Origin of the sequence: Arenibacterium halophilum, assembly GCF_005938225.1 — a bacterium.
Lineage (GTDB): Bacteria > Pseudomonadota > Alphaproteobacteria > Rhodobacterales > Rhodobacteraceae > Arenibacterium > Arenibacterium halophilum.
The window spans coordinates 387,778-410,601 of sequence record NZ_VCPC01000002.1 but is presented as its reverse complement, the minus strand read 5'-3'; the positions used below and the strand labels follow the sequence as shown (position 1 = coordinate 410,601).

At 64.3% G+C, this 22,824-nt stretch carries 21 protein-coding genes; 12 read left to right on the top strand and 9 right to left on the bottom strand.

The features are described 5' to 3' along the window. The first annotated feature begins 23 nt into the window (after window positions 1–23). Entirely contained in the window at window positions 24–1,319 is a 1,296-nt protein-coding gene (glyA, locus tag FGK64_RS08740; RefSeq protein WP_138863431.1) for a serine hydroxymethyltransferase, read from the top strand. A 57-nt stretch (window positions 1,320–1,376) separates the two neighbouring features. On the opposite strand, the gene FGK64_RS08735 is transcribed toward glyA, so the two are convergent. Next, a complete protein-coding gene (locus tag FGK64_RS08735; protein ID WP_138863430.1) occupies window positions 1,377–1,814 on the bottom strand; it encodes a hypothetical protein in 438 nt (145 codons plus the stop codon). Between the two features lie 17 nt (window positions 1,815–1,831). Between FGK64_RS08735 and FGK64_RS08730 the strand changes: the two genes are divergently transcribed. Beyond that, window positions 1,832–2,611: an alpha/beta fold hydrolase gene (locus FGK64_RS08730; protein WP_138863429.1), complete on the top strand. Its 780-nt coding sequence runs from the start codon at window positions 1,832–1,834 to the stop codon at window positions 2,609–2,611. A gap of 131 nt (window positions 2,612–2,742) precedes the next feature. Beyond that, complete coding sequence (locus FGK64_RS08725) at window positions 2,743–2,925, top strand: hypothetical protein (protein ID WP_138863428.1); 183 nt, start codon at window positions 2,743–2,745, stop codon at window positions 2,923–2,925. Between the two features lie 52 nt (window positions 2,926–2,977). Here FGK64_RS08725 and lepA read toward each other — a convergent pair whose 3' ends face one another. After that, entirely contained in the window at window positions 2,978–4,777 is a 1,800-nt protein-coding gene (gene lepA, locus FGK64_RS08720; RefSeq protein WP_138863427.1) for a translation elongation factor 4, read from the bottom strand. A gap of 117 nt (window positions 4,778–4,894) precedes the next feature. Here lepA and FGK64_RS22485 point away from each other — a divergent pair, with 117 nt between their 5' ends. Continuing rightward, a complete protein-coding gene (locus FGK64_RS22485) occupies window positions 4,895–6,556 on the top strand; it encodes a calcium-binding protein (RefSeq protein ID WP_246057714.1) in 1,662 nt (553 codons plus the stop codon). A gap of 123 nt (window positions 6,557–6,679) precedes the next feature. Next, complete coding sequence (locus tag FGK64_RS08710; protein WP_246057713.1) at window positions 6,680–7,018, top strand: hypothetical protein; 339 nt, start codon at window positions 6,680–6,682, stop codon at window positions 7,016–7,018. Window positions 7,019–7,037: 19 nt separating this feature from the next. On the opposite strand, the gene hisD is transcribed toward FGK64_RS08710, so the two are convergent. Further along, a complete protein-coding gene (gene hisD / locus FGK64_RS08705) occupies window positions 7,038–8,339 on the bottom strand; it encodes a histidinol dehydrogenase (RefSeq protein ID WP_138863426.1) in 1,302 nt (433 codons plus the stop codon). 80 nt (window positions 8,340–8,419) lie between these two features. Here hisD and FGK64_RS08700 point away from each other — a divergent pair, with 80 nt between their 5' ends. Then, window positions 8,420–9,391 carry a LysR family transcriptional regulator gene (locus FGK64_RS08700; protein ID WP_138863425.1) on the top strand — a complete coding sequence of 324 codons (972 nt, stop codon included), beginning with the start codon at window positions 8,420–8,422 and terminating at the stop codon, window positions 9,389–9,391. 146 nt (window positions 9,392–9,537) lie between these two features. On the opposite strand, the gene FGK64_RS08695 is transcribed toward FGK64_RS08700, so the two are convergent. Continuing rightward, window positions 9,538–9,999 carry a low molecular weight protein-tyrosine-phosphatase gene (locus FGK64_RS08695; protein WP_138863424.1) on the bottom strand — a complete coding sequence of 154 codons (462 nt, stop codon included), beginning with the start codon at window positions 9,997–9,999 and terminating at the stop codon, window positions 9,538–9,540. A gap of 51 nt (window positions 10,000–10,050) precedes the next feature. Between FGK64_RS08695 and FGK64_RS08690 the strand changes: the two genes are divergently transcribed. After that, window positions 10,051–10,767 carry an NAD-dependent deacylase gene (locus FGK64_RS08690; RefSeq protein WP_138863423.1) on the top strand — a complete coding sequence of 239 codons (717 nt, stop codon included), beginning with the start codon at window positions 10,051–10,053 and terminating at the stop codon, window positions 10,765–10,767. Between the two features lie 56 nt (window positions 10,768–10,823). On the opposite strand, the gene rpmB is transcribed toward FGK64_RS08690, so the two are convergent. After that, on the bottom strand, window positions 10,824–11,132 hold the full coding sequence (rpmB, locus tag FGK64_RS08685; RefSeq protein WP_138863422.1) for a 50S ribosomal protein L28: 309 nt from the start codon (window positions 11,130–11,132) through the stop codon (window positions 10,824–10,826). Between the two features lie 122 nt (window positions 11,133–11,254). Further along, complete coding sequence (meaB, locus tag FGK64_RS08680) at window positions 11,255–12,250, bottom strand: methylmalonyl Co-A mutase-associated GTPase MeaB (RefSeq protein ID WP_138863421.1); 996 nt, start codon at window positions 12,248–12,250, stop codon at window positions 11,255–11,257. 159 nt (window positions 12,251–12,409) lie between these two features. Between meaB and hrpB the strand changes: the two genes are divergently transcribed. Further along, entirely contained in the window at window positions 12,410–14,860 is a 2,451-nt protein-coding gene (gene hrpB, locus FGK64_RS08675) for an ATP-dependent helicase HrpB (protein WP_138863420.1), read from the top strand. On the opposite strand, the gene gndA is transcribed toward hrpB, so the two are convergent. Further along, window positions 14,861–16,270 (bottom strand): NADP-dependent phosphogluconate dehydrogenase, encoded by a 1,410-nt coding sequence (gene gndA / locus FGK64_RS08670; protein ID WP_138863419.1) that lies wholly within the window; start codon window positions 16,268–16,270, stop codon window positions 14,861–14,863. A 175-nt stretch (window positions 16,271–16,445) separates the two neighbouring features. Between gndA and FGK64_RS08665 the strand changes: the two genes are divergently transcribed. Continuing rightward, on the top strand, window positions 16,446–16,904 hold the full coding sequence (locus FGK64_RS08665) for an NUDIX hydrolase (protein WP_138863418.1): 459 nt from the start codon (window positions 16,446–16,448) through the stop codon (window positions 16,902–16,904). 103 nt (window positions 16,905–17,007) lie between these two features. Then, complete coding sequence (locus FGK64_RS08660) at window positions 17,008–18,489, top strand: inorganic phosphate transporter (RefSeq protein WP_138863417.1); 1,482 nt, start codon at window positions 17,008–17,010, stop codon at window positions 18,487–18,489. 200 nt (window positions 18,490–18,689) lie between these two features. On the opposite strand, the gene argF is transcribed toward FGK64_RS08660, so the two are convergent. Both argF and FGK64_RS08650 read right to left on the bottom strand, forming a co-directional pair. Continuing rightward, window positions 18,690–19,616, bottom strand: a complete 927-nt coding sequence (gene argF / locus FGK64_RS08655) for an ornithine carbamoyltransferase (RefSeq protein WP_138863416.1) — start codon at window positions 19,614–19,616, stop codon at window positions 18,690–18,692. A gap of 69 nt (window positions 19,617–19,685) precedes the next feature. After that, window positions 19,686–20,861 (bottom strand): aspartate aminotransferase family protein, encoded by a 1,176-nt coding sequence (locus FGK64_RS08650; RefSeq protein ID WP_138863415.1) that lies wholly within the window; start codon window positions 20,859–20,861, stop codon window positions 19,686–19,688. 284 nt (window positions 20,862–21,145) lie between these two features. On the opposite strand from FGK64_RS08650, the gene FGK64_RS08645 reads away from it, so the two are divergent. Together FGK64_RS08645 and FGK64_RS08640 are read left to right on the top strand one after the other, a co-directional pair. Then, on the top strand, window positions 21,146–22,060 hold the full coding sequence (locus FGK64_RS08645) for a DMT family transporter (RefSeq protein WP_138863414.1): 915 nt from the start codon (window positions 21,146–21,148) through the stop codon (window positions 22,058–22,060). A gap of 123 nt (window positions 22,061–22,183) precedes the next feature. Then, entirely contained in the window at window positions 22,184–22,765 is a 582-nt protein-coding gene (locus tag FGK64_RS08640; protein ID WP_138863413.1) for a GcrA family cell cycle regulator, read from the top strand. Window positions 22,766–22,824 lie beyond the last annotated feature (59 nt).

The following is a 22,824-nucleotide window of genomic DNA, read 5'->3' as shown; positions in this document are numbered from 1 at the left end:
CCTCTTCCAGATAGGAGCCTTGCATGAACGCGCCCCACCGTGATGCCGGATTTTTCACCGAACCCCTGTCGAGCCGTGACCCCGAGCTGTTTGGCTCGGTCACTGATGAACTTGGCCGCCAGCGCGACGAGATCGAGCTTATCGCCTCGGAAAACATCGTCAGCCTTGCCGTGCTGCAGGCACAGGGCTCGGTCCTGACCAACAAATACGCCGAAGGTTACCCGGGCAAACGCTATTACGGCGGCTGCCAGTTCGTTGACGTGGCCGAAACCTTGGCCATCGAGCGCGCGAAAGAGCTGTTTGGCTGTGAATTCGCCAACGTGCAGCCCAACTCGGGCAGCCAGATGAACCAGGCCGTGTTCCTTGCGCTGCTGAAGCCGGGCGACACCTTCATGGGGCTTGACCTGAACTCCGGCGGTCACCTGACCCACGGCAGCCCGGTGAACATGTCGGGCAAGTGGTTCAACGTGGTGTCCTATGGTGTGCGCCAGCAGGATCAGCTGCTTGATATGGAAGACATCCGCGCCAAGGCGCTGGAAAACAAGCCCAAGCTGATCGTGGCCGGGGGCACCGCCTATTCGCGTGAATGGGACTGGGCCGCCTTCCGCGAGATCGCGGACGAGGTTGGCGCCTACCTGATGGTCGACATGGCGCATATCGCGGGCCTCGTGGCCGGTGGCGTGCATCCCTCGCCCCTGCCGCACGCGCATGTTGTTACCACGACCACGCACAAATCCCTGCGTGGCCCGCGTGGCGGCATGATCCTGACCAACGACGCGGATATCGCGAAAAAGGTCAACTCGGCCGTGTTCCCCGGCCTTCAGGGCGGCCCGCTGATGCATGTGATCGCGGCCAAGGCCGTCGCCTTTGGCGAGGCGCTGCGCCCCGGCTTCAAGGACTATGCCCGTCAGGTGCAGGCCAACGCCCGCGCCATGGCCGACCAGCTGATGAAGGGCGGCATCGACATCGTGTCGGGCGGCACCGACAACCATCTTTGTCTGGCCGACCTGCGCCCCAAGGGCGTGACCGGAAAGGCCGCCGAGGCCGCATTGGGCCGCGCGCACATCACCTGCAACAAGAACGGCGTGCCGTTTGACCCGGAAAAGCCGTTCGTGACCAGCGGCATCCGTCTGGGCGCCCCGGCAGGCACCACCCGTGGCTTCGGCGAACCCGAGTTCCGCCAGATTGCCGACTGGATCGTTGAAGTTGTCGATGGGCTGGCCGCCAATGGCGAAGACGGCAATGGCGCGGTCGAGGAAAAGGTCAAGACCGAGGTGTCGGCGCTTTGCGCGCGCTACCCGCTGTATCCCGACCTGTAAGGCATACGAACACGAAGAACAGGGGGCGGCCTTCGGGTCGCCCCTTTTGTGTGCGTCTCAGACGTAACCGCGCCAGACCAGCCAGATGATGAACAGCGTCACGACCACCAGCAGGTTGAAGACGATGACGCCCAGCAGGTTCAGAAGCGCGCCCTTGCGCCGCTCCACCAGATTGATTCCGCCCAGATGGCTTCGCATCTCGGCCCCGGCGCGTTTCAGGCGCGGAAAGTCCAGCGTCTGGCGCAGCTTGGGATGTTCGGCCATGGCCAGGCCCTCGGCCAGCACGCGGCCCTCGGCGCGCACCGTGCGGGGCAGCCGCCGTTTCGCGCGTCCAAAGGCCGAGGCATAGCCGCGCCCGCGCACGCCCATCTTGACGCGCAGCATCTGTGTCAGCTCGTCCGTGTCCTTCAGGAATGTTTCGGCCTCGCGCATCCCCTGCCCCTGCTTGCCAGTCTCACCGCCGCCCTTCTTGCCACTGGCGCCGCGCGGGCGCAACGGCTAGAACCCCGGCCATGTTGAACACCATCGAACATGGCGCCCCTCGCGACGGGCTATTGCCGCTGATTATCGCGCACGGGCTGTACGGGTCTGCCCGCAACTGGGGCGTCATCGCCAAGCGGCTCAGCGACAGCCGGCAGGTGATCGCCGTGGACATGCGCAACCACGGCAACAGCGATTGGTCCGACAGCCACAGCTATACCGACATGGCCGCCGATCTGGCCGAGGTGATCGAATCTGTTGGCGGGCGTGCCGACGTGCTGGGCCACTCGATGGGTGGCAAGGCGGCGATGGTATTGGCCTTGCAGCACGAATCTGCCGTTAATCGCCTGATCGTCGGCGATATCGCGCCGAAGGCGTATTCACACTCTCAGATGGCGTATATCCACGCCATGCGCGCGGTGGATGTTTCGGCTGTCACCCGCCGATCCGAGGCCGAGGCCATACTGGCCGAACAAGGCGTCGAGCCTGCGCTGCAAAGTTTCTTTACCCAATCGCTGGATTTGCCGAACCGGAAATGGCGGCTGAACCTTGACATTCTGGAACGCTACATGCCTGAAATCATGTCATTTCCCGAGGTATCAAGCCAGTTCGACGGCCCCGCCCTGTTCCTGACCGGGCAAAGTTCTTCTTACGTGGACCGCGCCGACCGTGACACCATTCGCGCCCTGTTCCCGCACGCGCGTTTTGCCAGCCTGCCGGGCGCAGGCCACTGGCTGCACGCCGACAAACCCCGCGAGTTTGAGGCCGCCGTGCGCGTATTTCTGGACGCCTCGCCGAATTCGGCGGCTTGACTTTAACCCCGGCTCAACCAATAGATGTGCTCCCGCTGCATCACTCCGGCGGGTATTGGGCAAATGGTTAATAAAACTGTCACGGGACTGGGGAGTCCCGGGCCTAATGGGGAAAAAGAGGAGCAGGGCACATGACGGGGCACATCTTTGCATCCATCTTCACCGGACTGGCCGGAGGCGCCTATGGGCTGGTCGCCTATGGCAGCAGCCTGTGGCACACGCTGGGCTATTACATGCTGGGCGGCTGGGCCGGCATCGCGCTGATGGCGATGGCCTACGTCCTTATGCGCACGACACGCGCCACCGAAATCTGATCGCTGCGGGCCGGGCCGCCAATGCGGCCCCTGCCCTTGCGGCCAATCCCGATCAGTTGTCCATCTTCAACGCCGAGATGAACGCCTCTTGCGGGATGTCGACCTTGCCGAACTGGCGCATCTTCTTCTTACCCGCCTTCTGCTTGTCCAGCAGCTTGCGTTTCCGCGTGGCGTCGCCACCGTAACACTTGGCCGTCACATCCTTGCGCATCGCGCTAAGGGTTTCGCGCGCGATCACCTTGCCGCCGATGGCCGCCTGGATCGGAATCTTGAACATGTGGCGGGGGATCAGCTCTTTCAGCTTTTCGCACATCGCACGGCCGCGCATCTCGGCACGGTCGCGGTGCACCATCATCGACAGCGCATCGACCGGTTCGTCGTTCACAAGGATCGACATTTTCACCAGCGTGTCCTGACGATACCCGGTCAGCTGATAGTCGAAACTGGCGTAGCCCTTCGTGACCGATTTCAGCCGGTCGTAGAAATCAAACACGACCTCGTTCAGCGGCAGATCATACACCACCAGAGGCCGGGTGCCCGCATAGGTCAGTTCCTGCTGGATGCCGCGCCGGTCCTGGCACAGCTTCAGCACGTCGCCCAGATATTCGTCGGGCACCATGATCGTGGCCTTGATGCGCGGCTCTTCGATGTGATCGACATAGGTCATGTCGGGCATGTCGGCGGGGTTGTGCAATTCCTGCATCGACCCGTCCTTCATGTGGACATGGTACACCACCGACGGCGCGGTCGTGATGAGCTCGATATCGTATTCGCGTTCCAGCCGGTCGCGGATCACCTCGAGGTGCAGCAACCCAAGGAAGCCACAACGGAAGCCAAAACCCAGTGCGGCCGAGGTTTCCATTTCGTAGCTGAAAGAGGCATCGTTCAGCGCCAGCTTTTCAATCGCGTCGCGCAGATCTTCGAACTCGGCAGAATCGACCGGGAACAGCCCGCAGAACACCACCGGGATCGACGGCTTGAAGCCCGGAAGCGGCTTGTCGGTGCCCTTCTTTTCCGTCGTGATGGTGTCGCCCACCTTGGTATCGCGCACCTGTTTGATCGAGGCGGTGATAAACCCGATCTCGCCCGGGCCAAGCTCGGCCACGTCCTGCATTGCGGGGCGGAACACGCCGATCTTGTCGATCTGGTGCACTGTGCCGTTGCGCATGAATTTCACGCGGTCGTTTTTCTTCATCACGCCGTCCATGACGCGGACCAGCACGACAACGCCAAGGTAGGGGTCATACCAGCTGTCGACCAGCATCGCCTTCAGCGGCGCGTCACGGTCGCCCGTGGGGGCCGGCAGGCGCGCACAGATCGCTTCCAGCGTTTCCTTGATCCCGATGCCCGATTTGGCAGAAACCAGCAGCGCATTACTGGCGTCGATCCCGATCACATCCTCGATCTGTTCCTTGATCCGGTCCGGTTCGCTTGCCGGAAGGTCGATCTTGTTCAGCACGGGCACGATTTCGTGATCGGCGTCGATCGCCTGGTACACGTTGGCCAGCGTCTGCGCCTCGACCCCCTGGGTACTGTCCACCACCAGCAGCGAGCCTTCGACCGCGTGCATCGATCGCGACACCTCGTAGGCGAAATCGACATGGCCGGGCGTGTCGATCAGGTTCAGCACGTAAAGCTCGCCATTGTCGGCGATATATTCGATCCGGACGGTGTTCGCCTTGATGGTGATGCCCCGCTCACGCTCGATATCCATCGCGTCAAGCAACTGCTCTTTCATCTCGCGTTCCGAGACGGTGTTGGTCGACTGGATCAGCCGGTCGGCAAGCGTGGATTTCCCGTGGTCGATATGGGCGACGATCGAGAAATTACGGATATGTGCGAGGTCTGTCATGGTGGCGATATGAGGCCAATTTTATAAGGCGTCAAGCGGCAGCAGCAGTCCCCCGCCACCAGAATTCACTGGCGCCCCTTCGGGCGGCAAAAACTTGTTGAGCATTGGAGACATTTCATGGCGCTGATTGACACCGACAGCCTGCAACGTGTGCGGGACATGGCGTTTGTAAATGGCGAAAGCATCACAGAGTATTTCCGCCCCGGCCGCATCGCCACGCTGGATTTCGAAACGCAGACCTATCTGCTGGCGGGGTCGGAAACCACGGGTGTTGGCATGATCGATGTTGCTGGCACTGGCGAGATGACGTTTGAAAGCGTGTTCGGCCACGCCTCTGATTGGCTGGAAATGTACCACTTCGTTGACCCCGGCATCGAAAGCTTTGAAACCCTGAAGGGGCAATTCGTTTACCTGACCGGCGCGGGCCAGTCGCAGGTGAATAACGTGGCCACACGCACGGTGGGGATTCACGTGGTCGAAATCACGGCCGATGGCATGCCTGACCTGATCCAGAGCATCCGGCAGTACGACGTATCGGCTGGATTCGGCGTGGCCAGTTCCTTCGGGATCGACCCGACATTCGCGAACGTCGCGGGGCGCGACATCATGATCGTGAATGCACGTGAAAACAGCGGAAATTTCAACGCCTTTCAGACCTATCAGGTGCGCGACGACGGCACGCTGAAGCCACTGGCCAAAACCGCGACCGAATTCGACTATGCGTCCAAATTCGACGTTGCCAGCGTGGGGAACCGCGATTTCGTGGTAACTTTTGGCTACTTCGACGCCGTACCGATGCAGGTTCTTCGCCTCTTCAAATCCGGTGAGATGCGGCAGGTCTACAACCTGCCAACCTCGGAATCGGCGATATACAACCGCAACCCGACAGACCTGGAAACCGTGCAGATTGGTGGGCGCAGCTTTGTGATCGTCTCGGAAGCGACAGCAGGCTCGATCATGGTGTACGAGATCGACCGCAATGGCACGCTGACACTGGTCGATCAGGAGACACCCGGGCGGGACGATCCCTGGGGCAGCCCCGAAGCGCTCGAGGTGTTTACCGAAGGCGGCAATCACTACCTCGCGGCGGGCGGATACGGCAACGCGCTGGCGGTGTTCCAAATCTCGAATGGTGGCGCCCTGACCGAAGTCGAGGAACTGACTCCGCCAAACTCGGCGCCATTGGGCCGGGTCTATGACATCGAGGCGCAGGACATTGACGGCAAACAGTTCCTCTTTGCCTCGACGGGTGCGGTGGATGAACTGCGCAGCCTCCGTTTCGTGGCCGAGGACGATACGATCAGCGGAAACCGGAATGACAACATCCGGCGCGGCGACAGCGGCGACGACCTGTTGCTGGGGCGCGACGGAAACGACCGCATGTATGGCGGCGCCGGAGCCGACCGTCTGATCGGCCACGATGGCAACGACGTGATGGACGGCGGGTCGGGCAATGACCGGCTGATCGGCGGGAATGGGCTGGACCGGCTCACCGATGGCGCCGGGGCCGACCGGATGACAGGCGGGCCCGGGCTGGTTCAGGATGTGTTCATATTTGTTCAGGACCGCCGCCGCGACGTCATCACCGATTATCAGGACGGGCTGGACAAGATCGACCTGACCGCCTTTGGCGACACGCTGGGCTTTACCGATCTGGTGATCGCGCAAAAAGGCGCCAATGTCACGCTTGCAGTGATGGGCGAAACAATCCTGGTGAAAGGCGCAGACGGCCCGCTCTCGCAGTTCGATCTGGATCAGGGCGATTTTATCTTTGCGTGATCGCCCGGACCGCATGTCCCGATTGAAATTGCTGTGAACTTACGGCATGATCCGCGCTTAACAGCCAATTAACACCGGGGCGTATACCATGTGTGCAACCGGACGGCGATTTGAGGGCAGAATATGAAACTTGTCGTAGTGGCGGCAATGGTTGTGACGCTTGTGGCGTCTTGTGGCGGCGGAAAATCCCGCACCGTGGTCAGCCGGAACACGGTCAGCACGGGGCCGATTGCCACGGCCTGTATGCAGGCCGGACGCAGCGGTGCCAGCTATACCCGCTGCGGCTGCGTGCAATCGGTGGCCGATGCATCGCTTTCAAATGGCGACCAGCGTCTGGGCGCAAGTTTCTTTGCCGATCCGCATCGCGCGCAGGAAATCCGCCAGTCGGACAAGATCGGCCATTCCGAATTCTGGCAGCGCTGGAAGGCTTTCGGCGACAAGGCCGCCGAAATCTGCACCTGATCCCAGTGGCTATGGCGGCTTAGCCCTGCCCCACCCTTCGCTGAGCTGGCGCCAGCCGCGCAAGCCGGATATCGGCGGTGCGGGCGTGCGCCTCCATCCCTTCGTGACGCGAGATATTGGCCGTGGCCTGCGCCAGATCGGCCAGCGCCGCGTCCTCGACCCGCTGCCATGTCACGGTTTTCAGGAACTTGTGCACGCTGAGGCCCCCGGTATAGCGCGCCGCGCCTGACGTGGGCAGAACATGGTTTGGCCCGGCTGCCTTGTCGCCAAAGGCAACGGTGGTGTTTTCCCCAAGGAACAACGATCCATAGCTGGTCAGTCGAGCCTTCCACCACTCCAGGTCGGCGGCCTGCACATGCAGGTGCTCGGGGCCTTCGGCATCGGCATGGGCGGCCATATCCTCGGGCGCTTCGGCCAGAATGACTTCCCCCAGCGCGGCCCAGGCGGCGCGCGCCGGGGCGGCATTTGCCTCGGGCAATTCGGCAATGCAGCGCGGCACAAGGCGCATGACCTCGCGCGCCAGATCGCCATCGGTAGTCACCAGCGATACCGGCGAATTCTGCCCGTGTTCGGCCTGCCCCACCAGATCCCACGCGATGGTCAGCGCATCCGCCGTGGCATCGGCCAGGATCATCGAATCGGTCGGCCCGGCGAACATGTCGATCCCCACGGGGCCGAACATCTGCCGCTTGGCTTCGGCCACGAACTGGTTGCCGGGGCCCACGAGGATGTCGGCCGGCTGGCCGCCAAAGAACCCATGCGCCAGCGCGGCCACCCCCTGCACCCCGCCAAGGCACAGGATCCGGTCGGCCCCGGCCAGTCGCATCGCATAAAGAACTGCGGGCGCCGGGCCGTCGCTGCCGCGCGCGGGCGTGCAGGCGATCACGTTTTTCACCCCGGCGGCGCGCGCCGTTGTGATCGTCATCAGCGCCGAGGCGATATGGGCATAGCGACCGCCCGGCACATAGCAGCCGGCGGTCTGCAACGGGATATGGCGCTGCCCGGCGAACAACCCGGGGCGCAGCTGCACCTCGAATTCCTGCGCGCTGGCGCGTTGGGCCAGGGCAAAGGCGCGAATGTTCTGATGCGCGTATTGAATATCAAGTTTCAGATCGTCACTCAGCTGCGCCTCGGCGGCATCGACCTGGGCCTGCGAGACCTCGATCGCCCCGGTCCAGCCGTCCAGATCACGGGCATAGTCAACCACGGCCTGCTCGCCCTCTTGCGCGATCCGGTCCAGCATAGTGCGCACGATCGCGCCGGTTTCCAAATCGGCATCGCCCGTCAGGCCTGGCGCGGATTTCAATTTCGTCAAAGCCATTGCGGCGTTCCTTTGCCATTCACCCCTTGACCTTGGGGAAGCATATATTCAAGAAATGCGAATTGAAGGGAGCCAATCGCATGTTGCACAAGGGCGTCACCCTGCGCGGGCTGGAAGTTTTCGAATCGCTGGCCGCGACCGGATCGGTGGCTCAGGCGGCGGCCCTGACGGGGCTGAGCCAGCCCGCCGTCAGCCAGCAGCTGCGCAACCTTGAAACCGCGCTTGGCACCGAACTGGTCGATCATGCCCGCCGCCCCATGCGGCTGACTCCCGCCGGGCGCAGCTTCCTTGCCCGGACAGAGGCGGCGCTGGCCCAGTTGCGCCAGGCCCAAAGCGAGCTGACGGTGATGGACCTGAGCCATCTCAGCAAACTGTCGGTCGGCATGATCGACGATTTCGACAACGACCTGACCCCAAGGCTGGCAACCGCGCTGGCCGACAGCATGACACGCTGCCGTTTCAAACTGATTACCGCCTCCAGCAACGACATCAGCGCCGCACTGGCCGAAGGCGCGCTGCATATCGCGATTGCCGCCAGCACCGGTGAAGCGCACGCCGGAATTCGTGAAATTCCACTGGCCCGCGACCCGTTTATCCTTGTGGCCCCGCGTGGCATCGTCACGACGCCGGCGGCGCCCATGTCGCAGCTTTCGGGGCTGCCGTTCCTGCGCTATGCCCGCGATCAGCTGATCAGCCGCCAGATCGAAACCCACCTGTCGCGGCAGAAACTCAGCTTTGAAGAACGCTTTGAGATCGGCAGCCATCCGGCGCTGATGGCGATGGTGGCGCGGCGCATCGGCTGGGCGATCACCACGCCCCTGGGCTACATGCGCACCAGCCGCTTCCACGACGATCTCGAGGCCTTCGCGCTGCCCTTTGGCGCTTTCGCGCGTACGATCTCTTTGTTTGCTGGCACCGACTGGCACGATCAACTGCCCCGCGACGTGGCACATATTGCACGCCAGCTGGTGCAATCCAGCATGATCGACCCGGCCATCGCGAAACTGCCGTGGCTTGCCGGGCAGCTGCGTACCCTGCAAGAGCCGGAGTAGCCCTGCCTCGGTTTGCCTCTGCGTGGTCGCCCTGTGCTGCATTGTCGCGCCTGCGGTTGCCTTTCTCCACAGAACACTGCGCGATTGGGGCAGCACAATGGCGCCAACGGTGTATTGAAAAGACCTTTGGTGTTATTTCACTTTACTTAATCTACCTCTTCCCGATCGCCCGAAATTTGGGCAATCAACCCGCCAACAGCCTTTTCGATCAAATCCAACGTCCCGTCGAAGTCGCGGGTGTAATAGGGATCTGGCACATGGTCGGCCCCGCTGTCGGGCGCGTAATCGGTCAGCAGGTGGACAGGCGTATCGCTGCCCTGTGGCCGCTGCGCTTCGATCCGCGCAAGGTTGTCGCCATCCATCGCCACGATCAAATCGAAGCGGGCAAAATCCTCCGGTCCAAACTGGCGCGCGCGCAAATCCGACATGTCTATCCCCCGCGCCAGCGCTGCCGCCTGCATCGCGCCATAAGGGGGCTCTCCAACGTGCCAGTCGCTGGTTCCGGCGCTGTCGCTTGCCAGCCCGGGCGCTTGCGCGCGAAAAACCGCCTCTGCCGCGGGCGAGCGGCATATGTTACCCAGACAGACAAACACAACACTGCGGATCACAGGCATCCCCTTCCTTGCCAGACCGGCCAACCCTGACGCGAGCCACCTGAAATGACCACAGCACCCCATCGGAAAATCGTCATTCTCACCGGGGCGGGTATCTCGGCCGAAAGCGGGCTGGGCACCTTCCGTGACGAAGGCGGGCTGTGGGCGCGCCACCGGATCGAGGATGTCGCCACCCCCGAAGGATTCGCCCGCAACCCCGCGTTGGTGCACGATTTCTATAACGCGCGACGTGAGGCCGCCGCCAAGGCCGCGCCCAATTCCGCCCATCACGCGCTCGCCCATCTGCAACAAACGCTGGGGCCGGAAAACGTGGTCATCGTAACCCAGAATGTCGATTCCCTGCACGAAGCCGCTGGCGCGCGCAACGTCCTGCATATGCACGGCACGCTGGCAGGCGCGCTCTGCGCCCACTGCGGCCACCGCTGGCCAGCGCCTTCACAGATGACACCGGATACGCTCTGTCCCGCCTGCAACGGGCTGTCTGCCCGGCCCGACGTGGTCTGGTTCGGCGAAATCCCCTATTTCATGGATGCGATTCTGGATCACCTCGCCGGGGCCGACCTGTTCATTTCCATCGGCACCTCGGGGCAGGTTTACCCCGCCGCCGGGTTCGTTCTGGCCGCGCAAGAGGCCGGAGCGCAGACGATCGAGGTCAATCTTGATCCCTCGGCCACGTCGGACCAGTTCGACGAAACCATCCTTGGCAGCGCCACGCAAACCGTGCCCGCGCTGGTCGAACACCTCTTGGCGGGGCACCGCTGAAACGCAAAACGGCCCCGCAGATGCGAGGCCGTCAAAGCTGTCTCAAAAGACAGATATTATTCGGAAACAGCCGCTTCGACAGCGTTGCCGCCAGATTTCTGGATTTCCTTCTTCACCTTCAGAACCCGGGCCGACAGCTCGGTGTCCTTGGCTTTGGCAAGAAACTTGTCCAGACCGCCACGGTGGTCGACGCTGCGCAGGGCAGCGGCGGAAATCCGCATCTTGATGCCACGGCCCAGCGCTTCCGACTGAAGCGTCACATCGTTCAGGTTCGGCAGGAAACGACGACGGGTCTTGTTGTTGGCATGGCTGACGTTGTTGCCCGTCATCGGGCCCTTACCGGTCAATTCGCAAACGCGCGACATGGGTTCATCCTCTGGTTCGTCATGTGGGCGCGTGCGGCCCGTTCAACACAATGGGGCACCGCCATCGGCCGTGCCCCGAAATTCGTTCGCTGCGTTTAGGCGGAATCGCCCCCATGGTCAAGTCACTTCCCCGAAGACGCGGAGACAGCCCTCAGATCCGCCAGCATATCCTGCGCCGCGCGCCCCGGTGGCATTTCGCCCCGGGCCACCGCATCACCCAGCGCCCGCATCCGCGCGCGCGCGTCCGGAGTCTGCAACTGCGCCAGCAAAGCCTGCCGCACGTCCTCCTGAAACCAGAACCGCGCCTGCTCGGCCCTCCGCCCCTGCCAATGCCCATTCTCGCGCCGCCAGCCGATCAGCGCCTCGATTTCGGCCCAGGCCTCCGTCAGGCCTGTCTCCTGCGCGGCAGAGACCATCATCGCCTTGGGAAAGCCTTCGGGATCCTGCGGGCGCTTGCGCAACAGACGCAGCGCCCCGGCGTAATCCGCGCAGGTCCGCGAGGCCGAGGTCTTCAGATCGCCATCCGCCTTGTTCACAAGGATCAGATCGGCCATTTCCATGATGCCGCGCTTGACGCCCTGCAACTCGTCCCCGCCGGCCGGCGCCAGCAACAGCACGAACATATCCGCCATCTCGGCCACCACGGTTTCCGACTGGCCCACGCCGACCGTCTCGATCAGCACCACGTCGAACCCGGCCGCCTCGCACAGCGCCACCGCATCGCGCGTGCGCCGCGCCACGCCGCCCAGATGGGTTTGGCTGGGCGAGGGCCGGATGAAGGCGCCCGCCTCGCGCGACAGCCGGTCCATGCGCGTCTTGTCGCCCAGGATCGAGCCGCCCGAACGCGCGCTCGAAGGATCCACCGCCAGCACCGCCACCCGCAGCCCCCGGGCGATCAGCATCATGCCAAACGCTTCGATAAACGTCGATTTGCCCACGCCCGGCGTGCCCGACAATCCGATGCGCAGCGCTTGCCGCCCCGTTTTCGCCAGCCGCTCCAACACCGTCACCGCCTCGGCCCGGTGATCGGCGCGCCCGCTCTCCACCAGCGTTACCGCCCGCGCCAGCGCCCGCCGGTCGCCCCGCTCCACCTTCTCGGCCAGTTCCAACGTATCCATGCGCACCCCCGTCACCTCACGCCAAATGACGCGGCCCGCCCGCGAATGTCCACCCCGCCCCCTGTTTCTCCATTGCAAAAATACTCCGGGGGTCCGGGGGCTGGCCCCCGGCCTGTCCTCTCACTGGACGGTGCCGCCCGCCTTCTCCATAACGCCCCCATGACACCCGCGCTTCCGATCGACACCGCCTTGCCAGAGCTGCTGGCCGCCCTGGCCCGCACGCCCCGCGCCGTGCTGCAGGCACCGCCGGGCGCCGGGAAAACCACGCGCGTGCCGCTGGCACTGCTGGACTCGGGGTTGGTCTCTGGCCGTATTCTGATGCTCGAACCACGCCGGCTGGCAGCCCGCGCGGCAGCCGAGCGGATGGCTGCGCAGCTGGGTGAAACCGTGGGCGCGCAGGTCGGCTACCGCATCCGGGGCGAGTCCAAAGCCTCGGTCGAAACCCGGATCGAGGTGGTGACCGAAGGCATCCTGACCCGCATCTTGCAATCCAACCCCGAATTGCCCGGCATCGGCGCCGTGATCTTCGATGAATTCCACGAACGCTCCTTGAACGCGGATCTGGGTCTCGCGCTTTGCCTTGATGTGGCCGATGCCCTGCGTCCCGATCTGATGCTGATCGCCATGTCCGCCACGCTTGACGCCGGGCCGGTGGCGACGCTGATGGGCGCGCCCGTCATCACGTCTGAGGGCCGCGCCTTCCCTGTCGACACCCGCTGGCTTGACCGCCCGCTCGGCCCCCGCCCCCGCATAGCCGAAGCGATGGCCGATCTGGTGCAGCAGTCTGAGTCACAAACACGCACCAAGGATCCAGACCGGGGTGGCGGCATCCTTGTCTTTCTGCCGGGCGAATCCGAAATCCGGCGCGTGCAGTTCCTGCTGGCCCCGCACCTGCCCGGCGATTGCGTCTTGCGCCCGCTCTATGGCGCCATGCCCTTTTCCGACCAGCGCGCCGCCATCGCCCCGGTGGGCACGGGCCGCAAGATCGTCCTGGCGACCTCGATCGCCGAAACTTCGCTGACCATTCCCGACATCCGCGTCGTGGTTGATGCCGGTCTGGCACGGCGTGCGCGATTCGATCCCGGATCGGGCATGGCGCGGCTGGTCACCGAGCGTGTGTCCATCGCCGAGGCCACCCAGCGGCGCGGGCGCGCCGGACGCGTGGCGGAAGGCATCTGCTATCGCCTCTGGACTCGCGGCGAAGAAGGCGCGCTGGTCGCCTTCCCCCCAACCGAGATCGAAACCGGGGATCTGGCCGGTCTGGCTCTGGAACTGGCCGCATGGGGCGCGCAGCCCGAAGACCTGGCTTTTCCCACGCAGCCCCCCGCCCCAGCCATGGCCGAAGCGCGCGCCTTGCTGGAACTTCTGGGCGCACTCGATGGCACGGGCCGGATCACGCCGCACGGCAAGGCGCTGATCGCCCTGCCGCTACACCCGCGTCTGTCGCATATGATCGCAACCGCGGGGCGCGACGCGGCCGCCTTGGCCGCCTTGCTGGCCGACCGCGACCCGCTTCGTGGCGTGGGCTCGGATGTAACGGCGCGGTTGAACACCCTGCGTGACCCTTCCCGCGCGCCGAAACCTGCACGCGGCGCGATCGACCGGATACGCGCTGAAGCAAAACGGCTGGAACGCGGCGCTCCGCCCGCGCGCGGGATGTCGCCCGGCGCCATGGCCGCACTTGCCTACCCCGACCGGATCGGGCGCCGCCGCCCCGGTGACGCGCCGCGTTACCTTCTGTCGGGCGGCAAAGGCGCCATGCTGAAAGACGACGACCCGCTCTCCGGGACCCTCTGGCTTGTGGCGCTCGACACCGATGGCGATCCGCGCGAGGCCACGATCCGCCTGGCCGCACCGATCACCGAAAGCGATATCCGCGACCTTTTCGCCGATCGCATCGCGTGGCACGACATTTGCACCTGGTCCAAACGCGACCGCCGCGTGATTGCGCGGCAACAGGAACGGTTGGGCGCCGTCGCGCTGGGCGACCGCGCCTGGCGCGACGCCCCGACCGAGCGCATCGCCCGCGCCATGCTGGACGGCATCCGCGAGTTGGGGTTGAACCTGACGGGCGCCGCACACCGGCTGGCGCAGCGGGTCCAACTGGCCCGCGCCATGGGCCATGACGATCTGCCCGATATGTCGCCCGATGCGTTGCTGGCGACGCTCGAGGACTGGCTTTTGCCCATGCTGGGAAAAGTAGCCTCGGCGCAGGATTGGGCGGCCTACGACCTTCTGCCCGCCTTGAGTGCCATGCTGGACTATGGCGCAACCCAAACGCTGAACCGGGTGGCGCCCGCACGCTTTACCACGCCGCTGGGGCGCGAGGTTGCCATCGACTACACCCCCGATGGCCCGGAAATCGCGCTGCGCCTGCAAGAGATGTTCGGCGTCACCCGCCACCCCCTGGCCGCCGGCCAGCCGATCAAGCTGACGCTTCTGTCTCCCGCCCAACGCCCGATCCAGGTCACCCGCGATCTGCCCGGGTTCTGGGCCGGGAGTTACGCAGACGTACGCAAGGACATGCGCGCGAGCTATCCGAAACACCCCTGGCCCGAAGACCCAACGCAGGCGGACCCTACCCTGCGCGCCAAACCGCGCGGGACATAGTCACCCCGTGTGCCACGGCCCGTGATCGCCGCCGGTCTCGCTGTCGATCCGTTGAAACCCGTGCGCGCCAAAGAAATCGCGCTGCGCCTGGATCAGGTTGGCGCTGCCACGCGCGCGGCGCATGCTGTCGTGCCACGCCAATGCGGCCGAAAGCGCGGGCACCGGCAAGCCATTCGTCATGGCCCAGCCCACCACGCGCCGCAGCCCCGGCACCACCTGCCGCAAGGTCGCGGTGATCTGCGGCGCCAGGATCAGGTGCCCATGCGGCGGCGCGCTGCGCATCGCGGCCGCGATATCATCCAGCAGCGCCGAGCGGATGATGCAGCCCGCGCGCCAGATTTCGGCAACGCGCGCCAAGTCCAGCCCCCAGCCGAATTCGTCGGACGCCACCGACATCACGCGGAACCCCTGCGCATGGGCCAGAATCCGCGCCGCCAGCAAGCCGTGCTCCATATCTTGCCGCGCTGGCAGCTTGGCGGTGGCCGGTGTGCCCAGAACGTCGGACGCCGCCTGCCGCGCTGCCCCGTCCGAGGACCAGCCCCGCGCGCCGACTGCGGCCTCGATCACGCTGGCCGACTGGCCCAGACGCAGCGCCTCGATCACCGTCCAGCGCCCGGTGCCCTTCTGCCCCGCGCTGTCGCGGATGATGTCGACCACAGGGTTGCCGGTTGCCGGATCGCGTGCGGCCAGAACCTTGGCCGTGGTGGCGACAAGGTAGGATTTCAGCGGCCCGTCGTTCCAGGATTCAAACAGTCCCGCAATGCGGTCGGCGCCCCAGCCGCCCCCATCACGCAAAAGCCCGTAAACCTCGGCAATCAACTGCATATCGGCGTATTCAATGCCGTTGTGCACCGTCTTGACGAAATGCCCCGCGCCGTCGGGGCCGACATGGGCAATGCACGCGTCATCTCCAAACCGCGCGGCCGAGGGTTCCAGTAGCGGGCGCAGCCGGGTCCAGCTTTCCTCGGAGCCGCCGACCATCATCGACGGCCCATGGCGCGCGCCTTCGGCCCCGCCTGACACGCCCATACCAACGTAATGCAGCCCCGCACTGGCAAGCATGTCAGACCGGCGCCGCGTGTCGTGGAAATCGGAATTCCCGGCATCCACGATCATATCCCCCGACTCAAGCAGCGGGCGCAGCGTGTCGATCATCTGGTCCACCGGCGCGCCAGAGGGGATCATCAGTACCACAACCCGGGGACGCGCCAGAGCCGCCACGAAACTCTCGGCCGTCTCGCAGGGCACGATCCGCGCCGCCAAGTCGCCCGAGCGCGCCACGAAGGGCGCCAGCCAATCCACCTCGCGGTTGGCAACGGCCACCTGATTGCCTCGTTCAGCAAGGTTCAGCGCCAGTGCGCTGCCCATGGTGCCCAGCCCGTAAACCCCGATCTGCGCCTGCTTCGCCATCTGCCACCCACCTGTACTGCCTTGCCTGAAAATGGCCCTATGGCCCCACAGGTGCAACCCCGCCGAAAAATCCAACTCTTTTGCCAAGATGTCTTTGCTAAATTTGCCTTTTACGAATTATTGACTATACTAATGCAATACAAAAACGAGCAGGCGAATTTAGGAACAAGATACTATGACGAGTGCCATTTCAAAGGCATGGGAAGAGGTTGTTCGCCCCATGCTGCTTCGACCGAAACGTGTTCAGGTCGCTGCCCTGTGTTTTCGCGAAACCGACACCGGCAAGGATGTCCTGCTGATCACCAGCCGGGGCACCGGGCGATGGATCGTGCCCAAAGGCTGGCCCATCGACGGGATGGGCGGGTCCGAGGCGGCGCTGCGCGAAGCGTGGGAAGAGGCTGGCGTGCGCGAGGCCAAGATCCAGCCGGTGCCCATTGGCACCTACGGGTATTCCAAAGTGCTCGACAACGGTGCCAGCGCGCCGATTGAGACCCAGGTTTACCTGGCCCGGGTCTGCGAGATGTCCGACACCTACCCCGAGGCGCCCGAACGTCAGCGTCGCTGGGTCAGCGCCGAAGACGCGGCCAACATGGTCGATGAACCGGGCCTGCAGGACATTCTGCGCGCGATCTGATTGCAACGATTTTGCAACGGTTTTGTGACAGGTCGCTTGATCCTGAGGCGCCAAGGCTTTAGGCGCGGGCGGACTTCGGATTGGGGGATCACGGATACACGCCATGGCACAAGAACCTCTGGGGCACCCCTGGAAAACGCTTGATCGCGATCTGAACCGCATCAGCCAGGTCGAATATGCCACCGCCTATGTCGGGCGCTCGCTGGTTGGTTCTGGCATTGCGCTGGCCTTTATCGTGATCGCGGGCCTGGCTGCGGCCGTGCTGTTCGGCCAGCCTGACACACGCCTAATCGTGGTGGCCGCTGCGGCCTTTGGTGCCTATATGGCAATCAATATCGGCGCCAACGACGTGGCCAACAACATGGGCCCCGCTGTGGGCGCACGCGCGCTGACCATGGGCGGCGCGATCCTGATCGCCGCGATCTGCGAAAGCGCGGGGGCCTTGCTGGCCGGGGGCGACGTCGTCGCGACAATCTCGAAAGACATTGTCGATCCGAACTCGATTGCCGACCCGTCCACATTCATCTGGGCGATGATGGCGGCGCTGGTCTCTTCCGCGCTTTGGGTCAACCTTGCAACATGGCTGGGCGCACCGGTATCGACCACGCATTCGGTGGTCGGCGGCGTTGTCGGCGCGGGCGTGGCGGCTGCCGGGCTTGGCGCGGTCAACTGGGCGACGATGGGCACCATCGCGGCCAGCTGGGTCATCTCTCCCCTGCTGGGCGGCGCGGTCGCCGCCGGTTTCCTGGCGCTCATCAAGGCAAAGGTGATCTACCGGGACGACAAAATTGCCGCAGCCCGAGTCTGGGTGCCGATCCTTGTCGGGCTGATGGCAGGCACCTTTACCACCTACCTTGCAATGAAAGGGTTGAAGAAAATTCTCTCGGTCGATCCGGTCGTGGCGGTTCTGGTGGGCCTGGCTGTTGGCGTTCTGACATGGGCTTTGTCGCGTCCGCTGATCCGCGCCCGCTCGCAAGGGATGGAGAATCGTAACAAGTCGTTGAAGGTGCTGTTCGGTTTGCCGCTGGTGATCTCGGCGGCGCTCTTGTCCTTTGCCCACGGCGCGAATGACGTGGCCAATGCTGTGGGGCCGCTGGCCGCCATTGTCCACGCGGCGCAATCGGGCGATTTCGCCAGCAGCGTCACGATCCCGACATGGGTCATGGTGATCGGCGCTTTCGGCATCTCCTTCGGACTGTTCCTGTTCGGGCCGAAACTGATCCGCATGGTCGGCAGCCAGATCACCAAGCTGAACCCGATGCGCGCCTTCTGCGTGGCGCTTTCTGCCGCGATCACGGTGATCCTTGCCAGTTGGCTCGGCCTGCCTGTCAGTTCGACGCACATCGCCGTAGGTGGGGTTTTTGGTGTCGGGTTTTTCCGCGAATGGTACATGGAGAAACGCCTGCGGCAACAGGTGAACGCAACCCCGGCAGCACCCCGCATTGCCTCGGCCGAACGCCGTCGCCGCAAGCTGGTGCGCCGGTCGCATTTCATGACGGTGATCGCGGCCTGGGTCATCACCGTGCCGGCAGCAGCCCTGATGTCTGGCGTGATCTTCCTGATCCTGAACGCACTGGCGAATTGATCGCGGACCTGGTGCCCTGTCCCCCCCGCAGCCGGGAGACGGCAATTGGAAAAAAAAGGGGGCTCTGCCCCCGTCCCTGCGGGACTCCCCCGGGATATTTAGAGCCCAAAGAAGGGGTTAGGGACCCCCTCGCTTCTTTGGGCTTATAAATATCCCCGCCGGAGGCATCGCGCGGAAGCGCGATATTCGTCGCCTCAGGCTCAGACGCCGAGGCACCAGCGCATGATCGCCTTTTGCGCGTGGAGGCGGTTTTCCGCTTCGTCGAAGATCACTGAATTCGGGCCGTCCATCACCGCGCTTGTCACCTCTTCCTCGCGGTGGGCGGGCAGGCAGTGCATGAAGAGCGCGTCGGGCTTGGCTTGGGCCATCAACTCGGCGTTCACCTGATAGGGACGCAGCAGATTGTGCCGCCGTTCGCGGGCGGATTGCGCGTCGTGCATGCTGACCCAGGTGTCGGCCACCACCAGATCGGCGCCCTGAACCGCCTTTGCCGCGTCGCGCTCGATCTCGATCCGGCTGCCCTTGTTGCGTGCAAAGCCGACGAATTCCGCCTCGGGGTCCAGTTGCGCGGGGCCGGTGAAGGTCATGTCGAACCCGAACTGGCCCGCGGCGTGCAGGAAGGATGCGCAGACGTTGTTGCCATCGCCCGTCCAGACCACCTTCTTGCCCGCGATGGGCCCGCGGTGTTCCTCGAACGTCATGACATCGGCCATGATCTGGCAGGGGTGCGTCCGGTCGGTCAATCCGTTGATCACCGGCACGTCGGAAAATTCCGCCATCTCGGTCAGCACGCTTTCGTCAAATGTGCGGATCATGATCATGTCGACATAGCGGCTGAGCACGCGGGCCGTGTCGGCGATGGTTTCGCCGTGGCCCAGTTGCATGTCGCTGCCCGAGAGCACCATGGTCTGTCCGCCCATCTGGCGCACGCCCACGTCAAATGACACGCGTGTCCGGGTCGAAGGCTTTTCGAAAATCAGCGCCACCATGCGCCCGGCCAACGGCTGTTCATCGTCCACGGCACCGCGGCTGCGGCCCTGACGCGCGGTCTTCATGGCGCCCGCCTGATCGATGATCCCCCGCAGGGCATCGGCATCGGTTTTGTGAATATCAAGGAAATGCTTCATGATCTGTCTTCGCTTTCGTCCTGCGGTGGCGAGAAGGTCCCGCGCACCGCTTGCTTTGATAAACGGCGCTTAGCCAGCCGACACGGTGCTGGCGGCCTGATCGAGACGGGTAATCGCTTCGTCGATTTCGTCGTCCGAGATGGTCAGCGGGGGCAGCAGGCGGATCACATTGTCGCCTGCAGGCACTGTCAGCACGCCTGCGCCATATCCGGCCTTCACAACATCGGCGTTCACCGCCTTGCAGCGCAGGCCCAGCATCAGCCCCGAACCGCGCACGGACTCGAACACCTCGGGGTGGGCGGCAACCAATCCTTCCAGCTTTTGACGCAGACGGCCGGCCTTGCGCCCCACATCGTCAAGGAAGCCCGGCGCGGTTACCACATCCATCACCGCGCAGCCGACGGCGCACCCCAGTGGGTTGCCGCCATAGGTCGAGCCGTGGGTGCCCGCCGTCATGCCAGAGGCGGCGTTTTCCGTGGCCAGCACCGCCCCGATCGGAAAGCCGCCGCCGATGCCTTTGGCCACCATCATGATATCAGGCGTGATACCGGCCCATTCATGCGCGAACAGCCGCCCGGTACGGCCAACCCCGCATTGCACCTCGTCCAGGACCAGAAGCGTCCCGGTTTCATCGCAAAGCGCACGCAGCGCCTTCAGCGCGCTGTCTTCCATCGGGCGGATACCGCCTTCGCCCTGGACCGGTTCGATCAGGATCGCCGCCGTTTTGTCGGTGATTGCCGCGCGCAAGGCATCTTCATCGCCCCAGGGCAGGTGAACGAAGCCGGGTAGCAACGGGCCGAAGCCCTTGGTCATCTTCTCGCTGCCCGCAGCCGCGATCCCCGCCGCTGAGCGGCCATGGAACGAGCCTTCGAAGGTGATGATGTCGGTGCGCTCGGGCTGGCCTTTTTCGTACCAGTATTTGCGCGCCATCTTCACCGCCAGCTCGCAGGCCTCGGTGCCCGAGTTGGTGAAGAACACCGTGTCGGCAAAGCTGTGCTCGACCAGCTTGTCGGCCAGCGCCTGCTGCTGCGGAATGTTGTAGAGGTTCGAGGTGTGCCACAGCGCGCCCGCCTGTTCGGTCAGCGCCGCCACCAGTGTGGGATGCGCATGGCCCAGCGAGTTCACCGCAATGCCCGCGCCGAGGTCCAGGAATCGGCGGCCATCGGCCTCGACAAGCCAGGCGCCTTCGCCTTTGACGAAGGACAGGGGCGCACGAGAGTAGGTGGGCAGCACGGACGGGATCATCGGATCCTCCTTTTTAGGGATCGGGTTAACCTGAATGACAGTTGCCCCGTTTCGGGCGGAAAGGTCAATTACAGCTGTAAGGAAGGGGCCCGTTTGGGCAGACAAGCACAAGAGGCGCGGCCCGGGGGCCACGTTGCGATCAGCGTCGGCGTCGCAGGCCGCGGGGGAAGATGCAGGTGCTCATTCCGGCTGTGTAGGGCGACGCGGGCCGCGATGCAAATGGTTTCGCGACGAAACGCACGATTGCGCTTGTGCGCAGAAACAGCCGGTATATCGCTTCATTCATGTTTGAACCCCGCACGCAAAACCCGCTTCTGGCCGCCGTGCTGATCCTGACGGCGACGGCCTTCATCGCGGGCACGACGCTGCTGGCGAAGGCACTTGGGTCGGATGCGCTTGGCATCAACGCGCTTGGCACACCGCTGCATCCACTGCAGATCAGCCATGGGCGGTTCCTGTTTGCCTGCCTCACTTTTTTGGTGATCCTTGCTGTGCGGCGGCGCAGGTTGCACGCGCCCGACCTGCGGCTGCACGGGGCACGCACGCTGTTCGGGTGGCTTGGCGTGTCGCTGATGTTTGCCTCGGTCGCCCATATCCCGATGGCCGATGCCACTGCGATCACATTTCTGAATCCCGTGTTTGCCATGATCCTTGCCATTCCGCTGCTGGGCGAAAAGGTCGGGCCGATCCGTTGGTCGGCAGCCATTGCCGCTCTCATCGGGGCGGCGATCCTGCTGCGTCCGACCCCGGCCAGTTTCCAGCCCGCCGCGCTGCTGGCGCTGGCGGCGGCGGTGTCGATGGGGATCGAGCTGATCTTCATGAAGAAACTGTCGGGGCGCGAGCCGATCCTGCAAATCCTGACGGTGAACAACCTGATCGGCATCTGCATTGCAACACTGGCGGTGTGGCCGGTGTGGATCGCGCCCACGGCGCTGCAATGGGTGGCGCTGGCCGGGATCGGCGTGTTGATGGCCTGTGCGCAGACAGCGTTTCTGAACGGGGTGGCACGGGCGGATGCGTCGTTCGTGGCGCCTTTCAGCTATGCCACGCTGGTCTTCGCGGCCGTCTATGACGCGCTGATGTTCGGGGCCCGCCCCGATGCCGTCACGCTGTTGGGCGCGGGGATCATTCTTGGCGGGGCGCTGGTGCTTGCCTTGCGCGAACGCCGGGTGCACCAGGTTCCGCCGATCCCGAAATGAGGGCGAGGAAAAGACCGCGACGACCCGCCTTGTAACTCTGGCCCGAGTGATTAAAATAGAGAACCTGCAACACAGGGAAGCGGCCGAGGATCGAGGGCCGCTTTTTAACTTGAAAGGCGCCCCATGTCCTGGACCGACGAACGCGTGGAATTGCTCAAGAAGATGTGGAGCGACGGACAGTCGGCCAGCCAGATCGCGAAAGAGCTGGGCGGGGTCACCCGCAACGCGGTGATCGGCAAGGTGCATCGGCTGGGTTTGTCGAACCGAACCGCCGGCGCCCCGCCAAGCAAACCCGAACCCGTCGCACCGAAAGCCAAGCCGATGGCCGCCAAGCCCGAGACCAAGCCCAAGCCCGCCGCCCCCAAGACAGAAGCGGCCCGTCCGCAGGCTGCGGCACCCGAAACGAAATCGGCCGTGCCCGCACGGCGCCAGATTATTCCTGCCGGGCAACCGCTGCCGCCGCAGCCTTCGGCCAATGAAATCAGCCCCGAGGCGCTGGCCAAAGTCAACGAGGTTGAGAAAAAGGCCAAGAAGATCAGCCTGATGGAGCTGACCGAGCGGACCTGCAAATGGCCCGTCGGCGACCCGGCAACCCCGGATTTCTGGTTCTGCGGCCTGCCGGTGCAATCGGGCAAACCCTATTGCGAGGCGCATGTGGGCGTGGCGTTCCAGCCGATGAGTTCACGCCGCGACCGCAAGCGGTAAGAGGCCTTCGCCTTCGGACAGCAAAAATTACCGATGAAGAGGGGGCTCTGCCCCCATCC

Excerpts from the sequence above, each read along its gene's own strand:
- meaB (WP_138863421.1), bottom strand. The coding sequence starts at position 12,250 with ATGGATACGTTGGAACTGGCCGAGAAGGTGGAGCGGGGCGACCGGCGG.
- FGK64_RS08640 (WP_138863413.1), top strand. The coding sequence starts at position 22,184 with ATGTCCTGGACCGACGAACGCGTGGAATTGCTCAAGAAGATGTGGAGC.
- FGK64_RS08700 (WP_138863425.1), top strand. The coding sequence starts at position 8,420 with ATGTTGCACAAGGGCGTCACCCTGCGCGGGCTGGAAGTTTTCGAATCG.
- FGK64_RS08730 (WP_138863429.1), top strand. The coding sequence starts at position 1,832 with ATGTTGAACACCATCGAACATGGCGCCCCTCGCGACGGGCTATTGCCG.
- FGK64_RS08650 (WP_138863415.1), bottom strand. The coding sequence starts at position 20,861 with ATGATCCCGTCCGTGCTGCCCACCTACTCTCGTGCGCCCCTGTCCTTC.
- lepA (WP_138863427.1), bottom strand. The coding sequence starts at position 4,777 with ATGACAGACCTCGCACATATCCGTAATTTCTCGATCGTCGCCCATATC.
- rpmB (WP_138863422.1), bottom strand. The coding sequence starts at position 11,132 with ATGTCGCGCGTTTGCGAATTGACCGGTAAGGGCCCGATGACGGGCAAC.
- hrpB (WP_138863420.1), top strand. The coding sequence starts at position 12,410 with ATGACACCCGCGCTTCCGATCGACACCGCCTTGCCAGAGCTGCTGGCC.
- glyA (WP_138863431.1), top strand. The coding sequence starts at position 24 with ATGAACGCGCCCCACCGTGATGCCGGATTTTTCACCGAACCCCTGTCG.
- FGK64_RS08725 (WP_138863428.1), top strand. The coding sequence starts at position 2,743 with ATGACGGGGCACATCTTTGCATCCATCTTCACCGGACTGGCCGGAGGC.
- FGK64_RS22485 (WP_246057714.1), top strand. The coding sequence starts at position 4,895 with ATGGCGCTGATTGACACCGACAGCCTGCAACGTGTGCGGGACATGGCG.
- FGK64_RS08665 (WP_138863418.1), top strand. The coding sequence starts at position 16,446 with ATGACGAGTGCCATTTCAAAGGCATGGGAAGAGGTTGTTCGCCCCATG.
- FGK64_RS08645 (WP_138863414.1), top strand. The coding sequence starts at position 21,146 with ATGTTTGAACCCCGCACGCAAAACCCGCTTCTGGCCGCCGTGCTGATC.
- gndA (WP_138863419.1), bottom strand. The coding sequence starts at position 16,270 with ATGGCGAAGCAGGCGCAGATCGGGGTTTACGGGCTGGGCACCATGGGC.
- FGK64_RS08690 (WP_138863423.1), top strand. The coding sequence starts at position 10,051 with ATGACCACAGCACCCCATCGGAAAATCGTCATTCTCACCGGGGCGGGT.
- argF (WP_138863416.1), bottom strand. The coding sequence starts at position 19,616 with ATGAAGCATTTCCTTGATATTCACAAAACCGATGCCGATGCCCTGCGG.
- FGK64_RS08660 (WP_138863417.1), top strand. The coding sequence starts at position 17,008 with ATGGCACAAGAACCTCTGGGGCACCCCTGGAAAACGCTTGATCGCGAT.
- FGK64_RS08710 (WP_246057713.1), top strand. The coding sequence starts at position 6,680 with ATGAAACTTGTCGTAGTGGCGGCAATGGTTGTGACGCTTGTGGCGTCT.
- hisD (WP_138863426.1), bottom strand. The coding sequence starts at position 8,339 with ATGGCTTTGACGAAATTGAAATCCGCGCCAGGCCTGACGGGCGATGCC.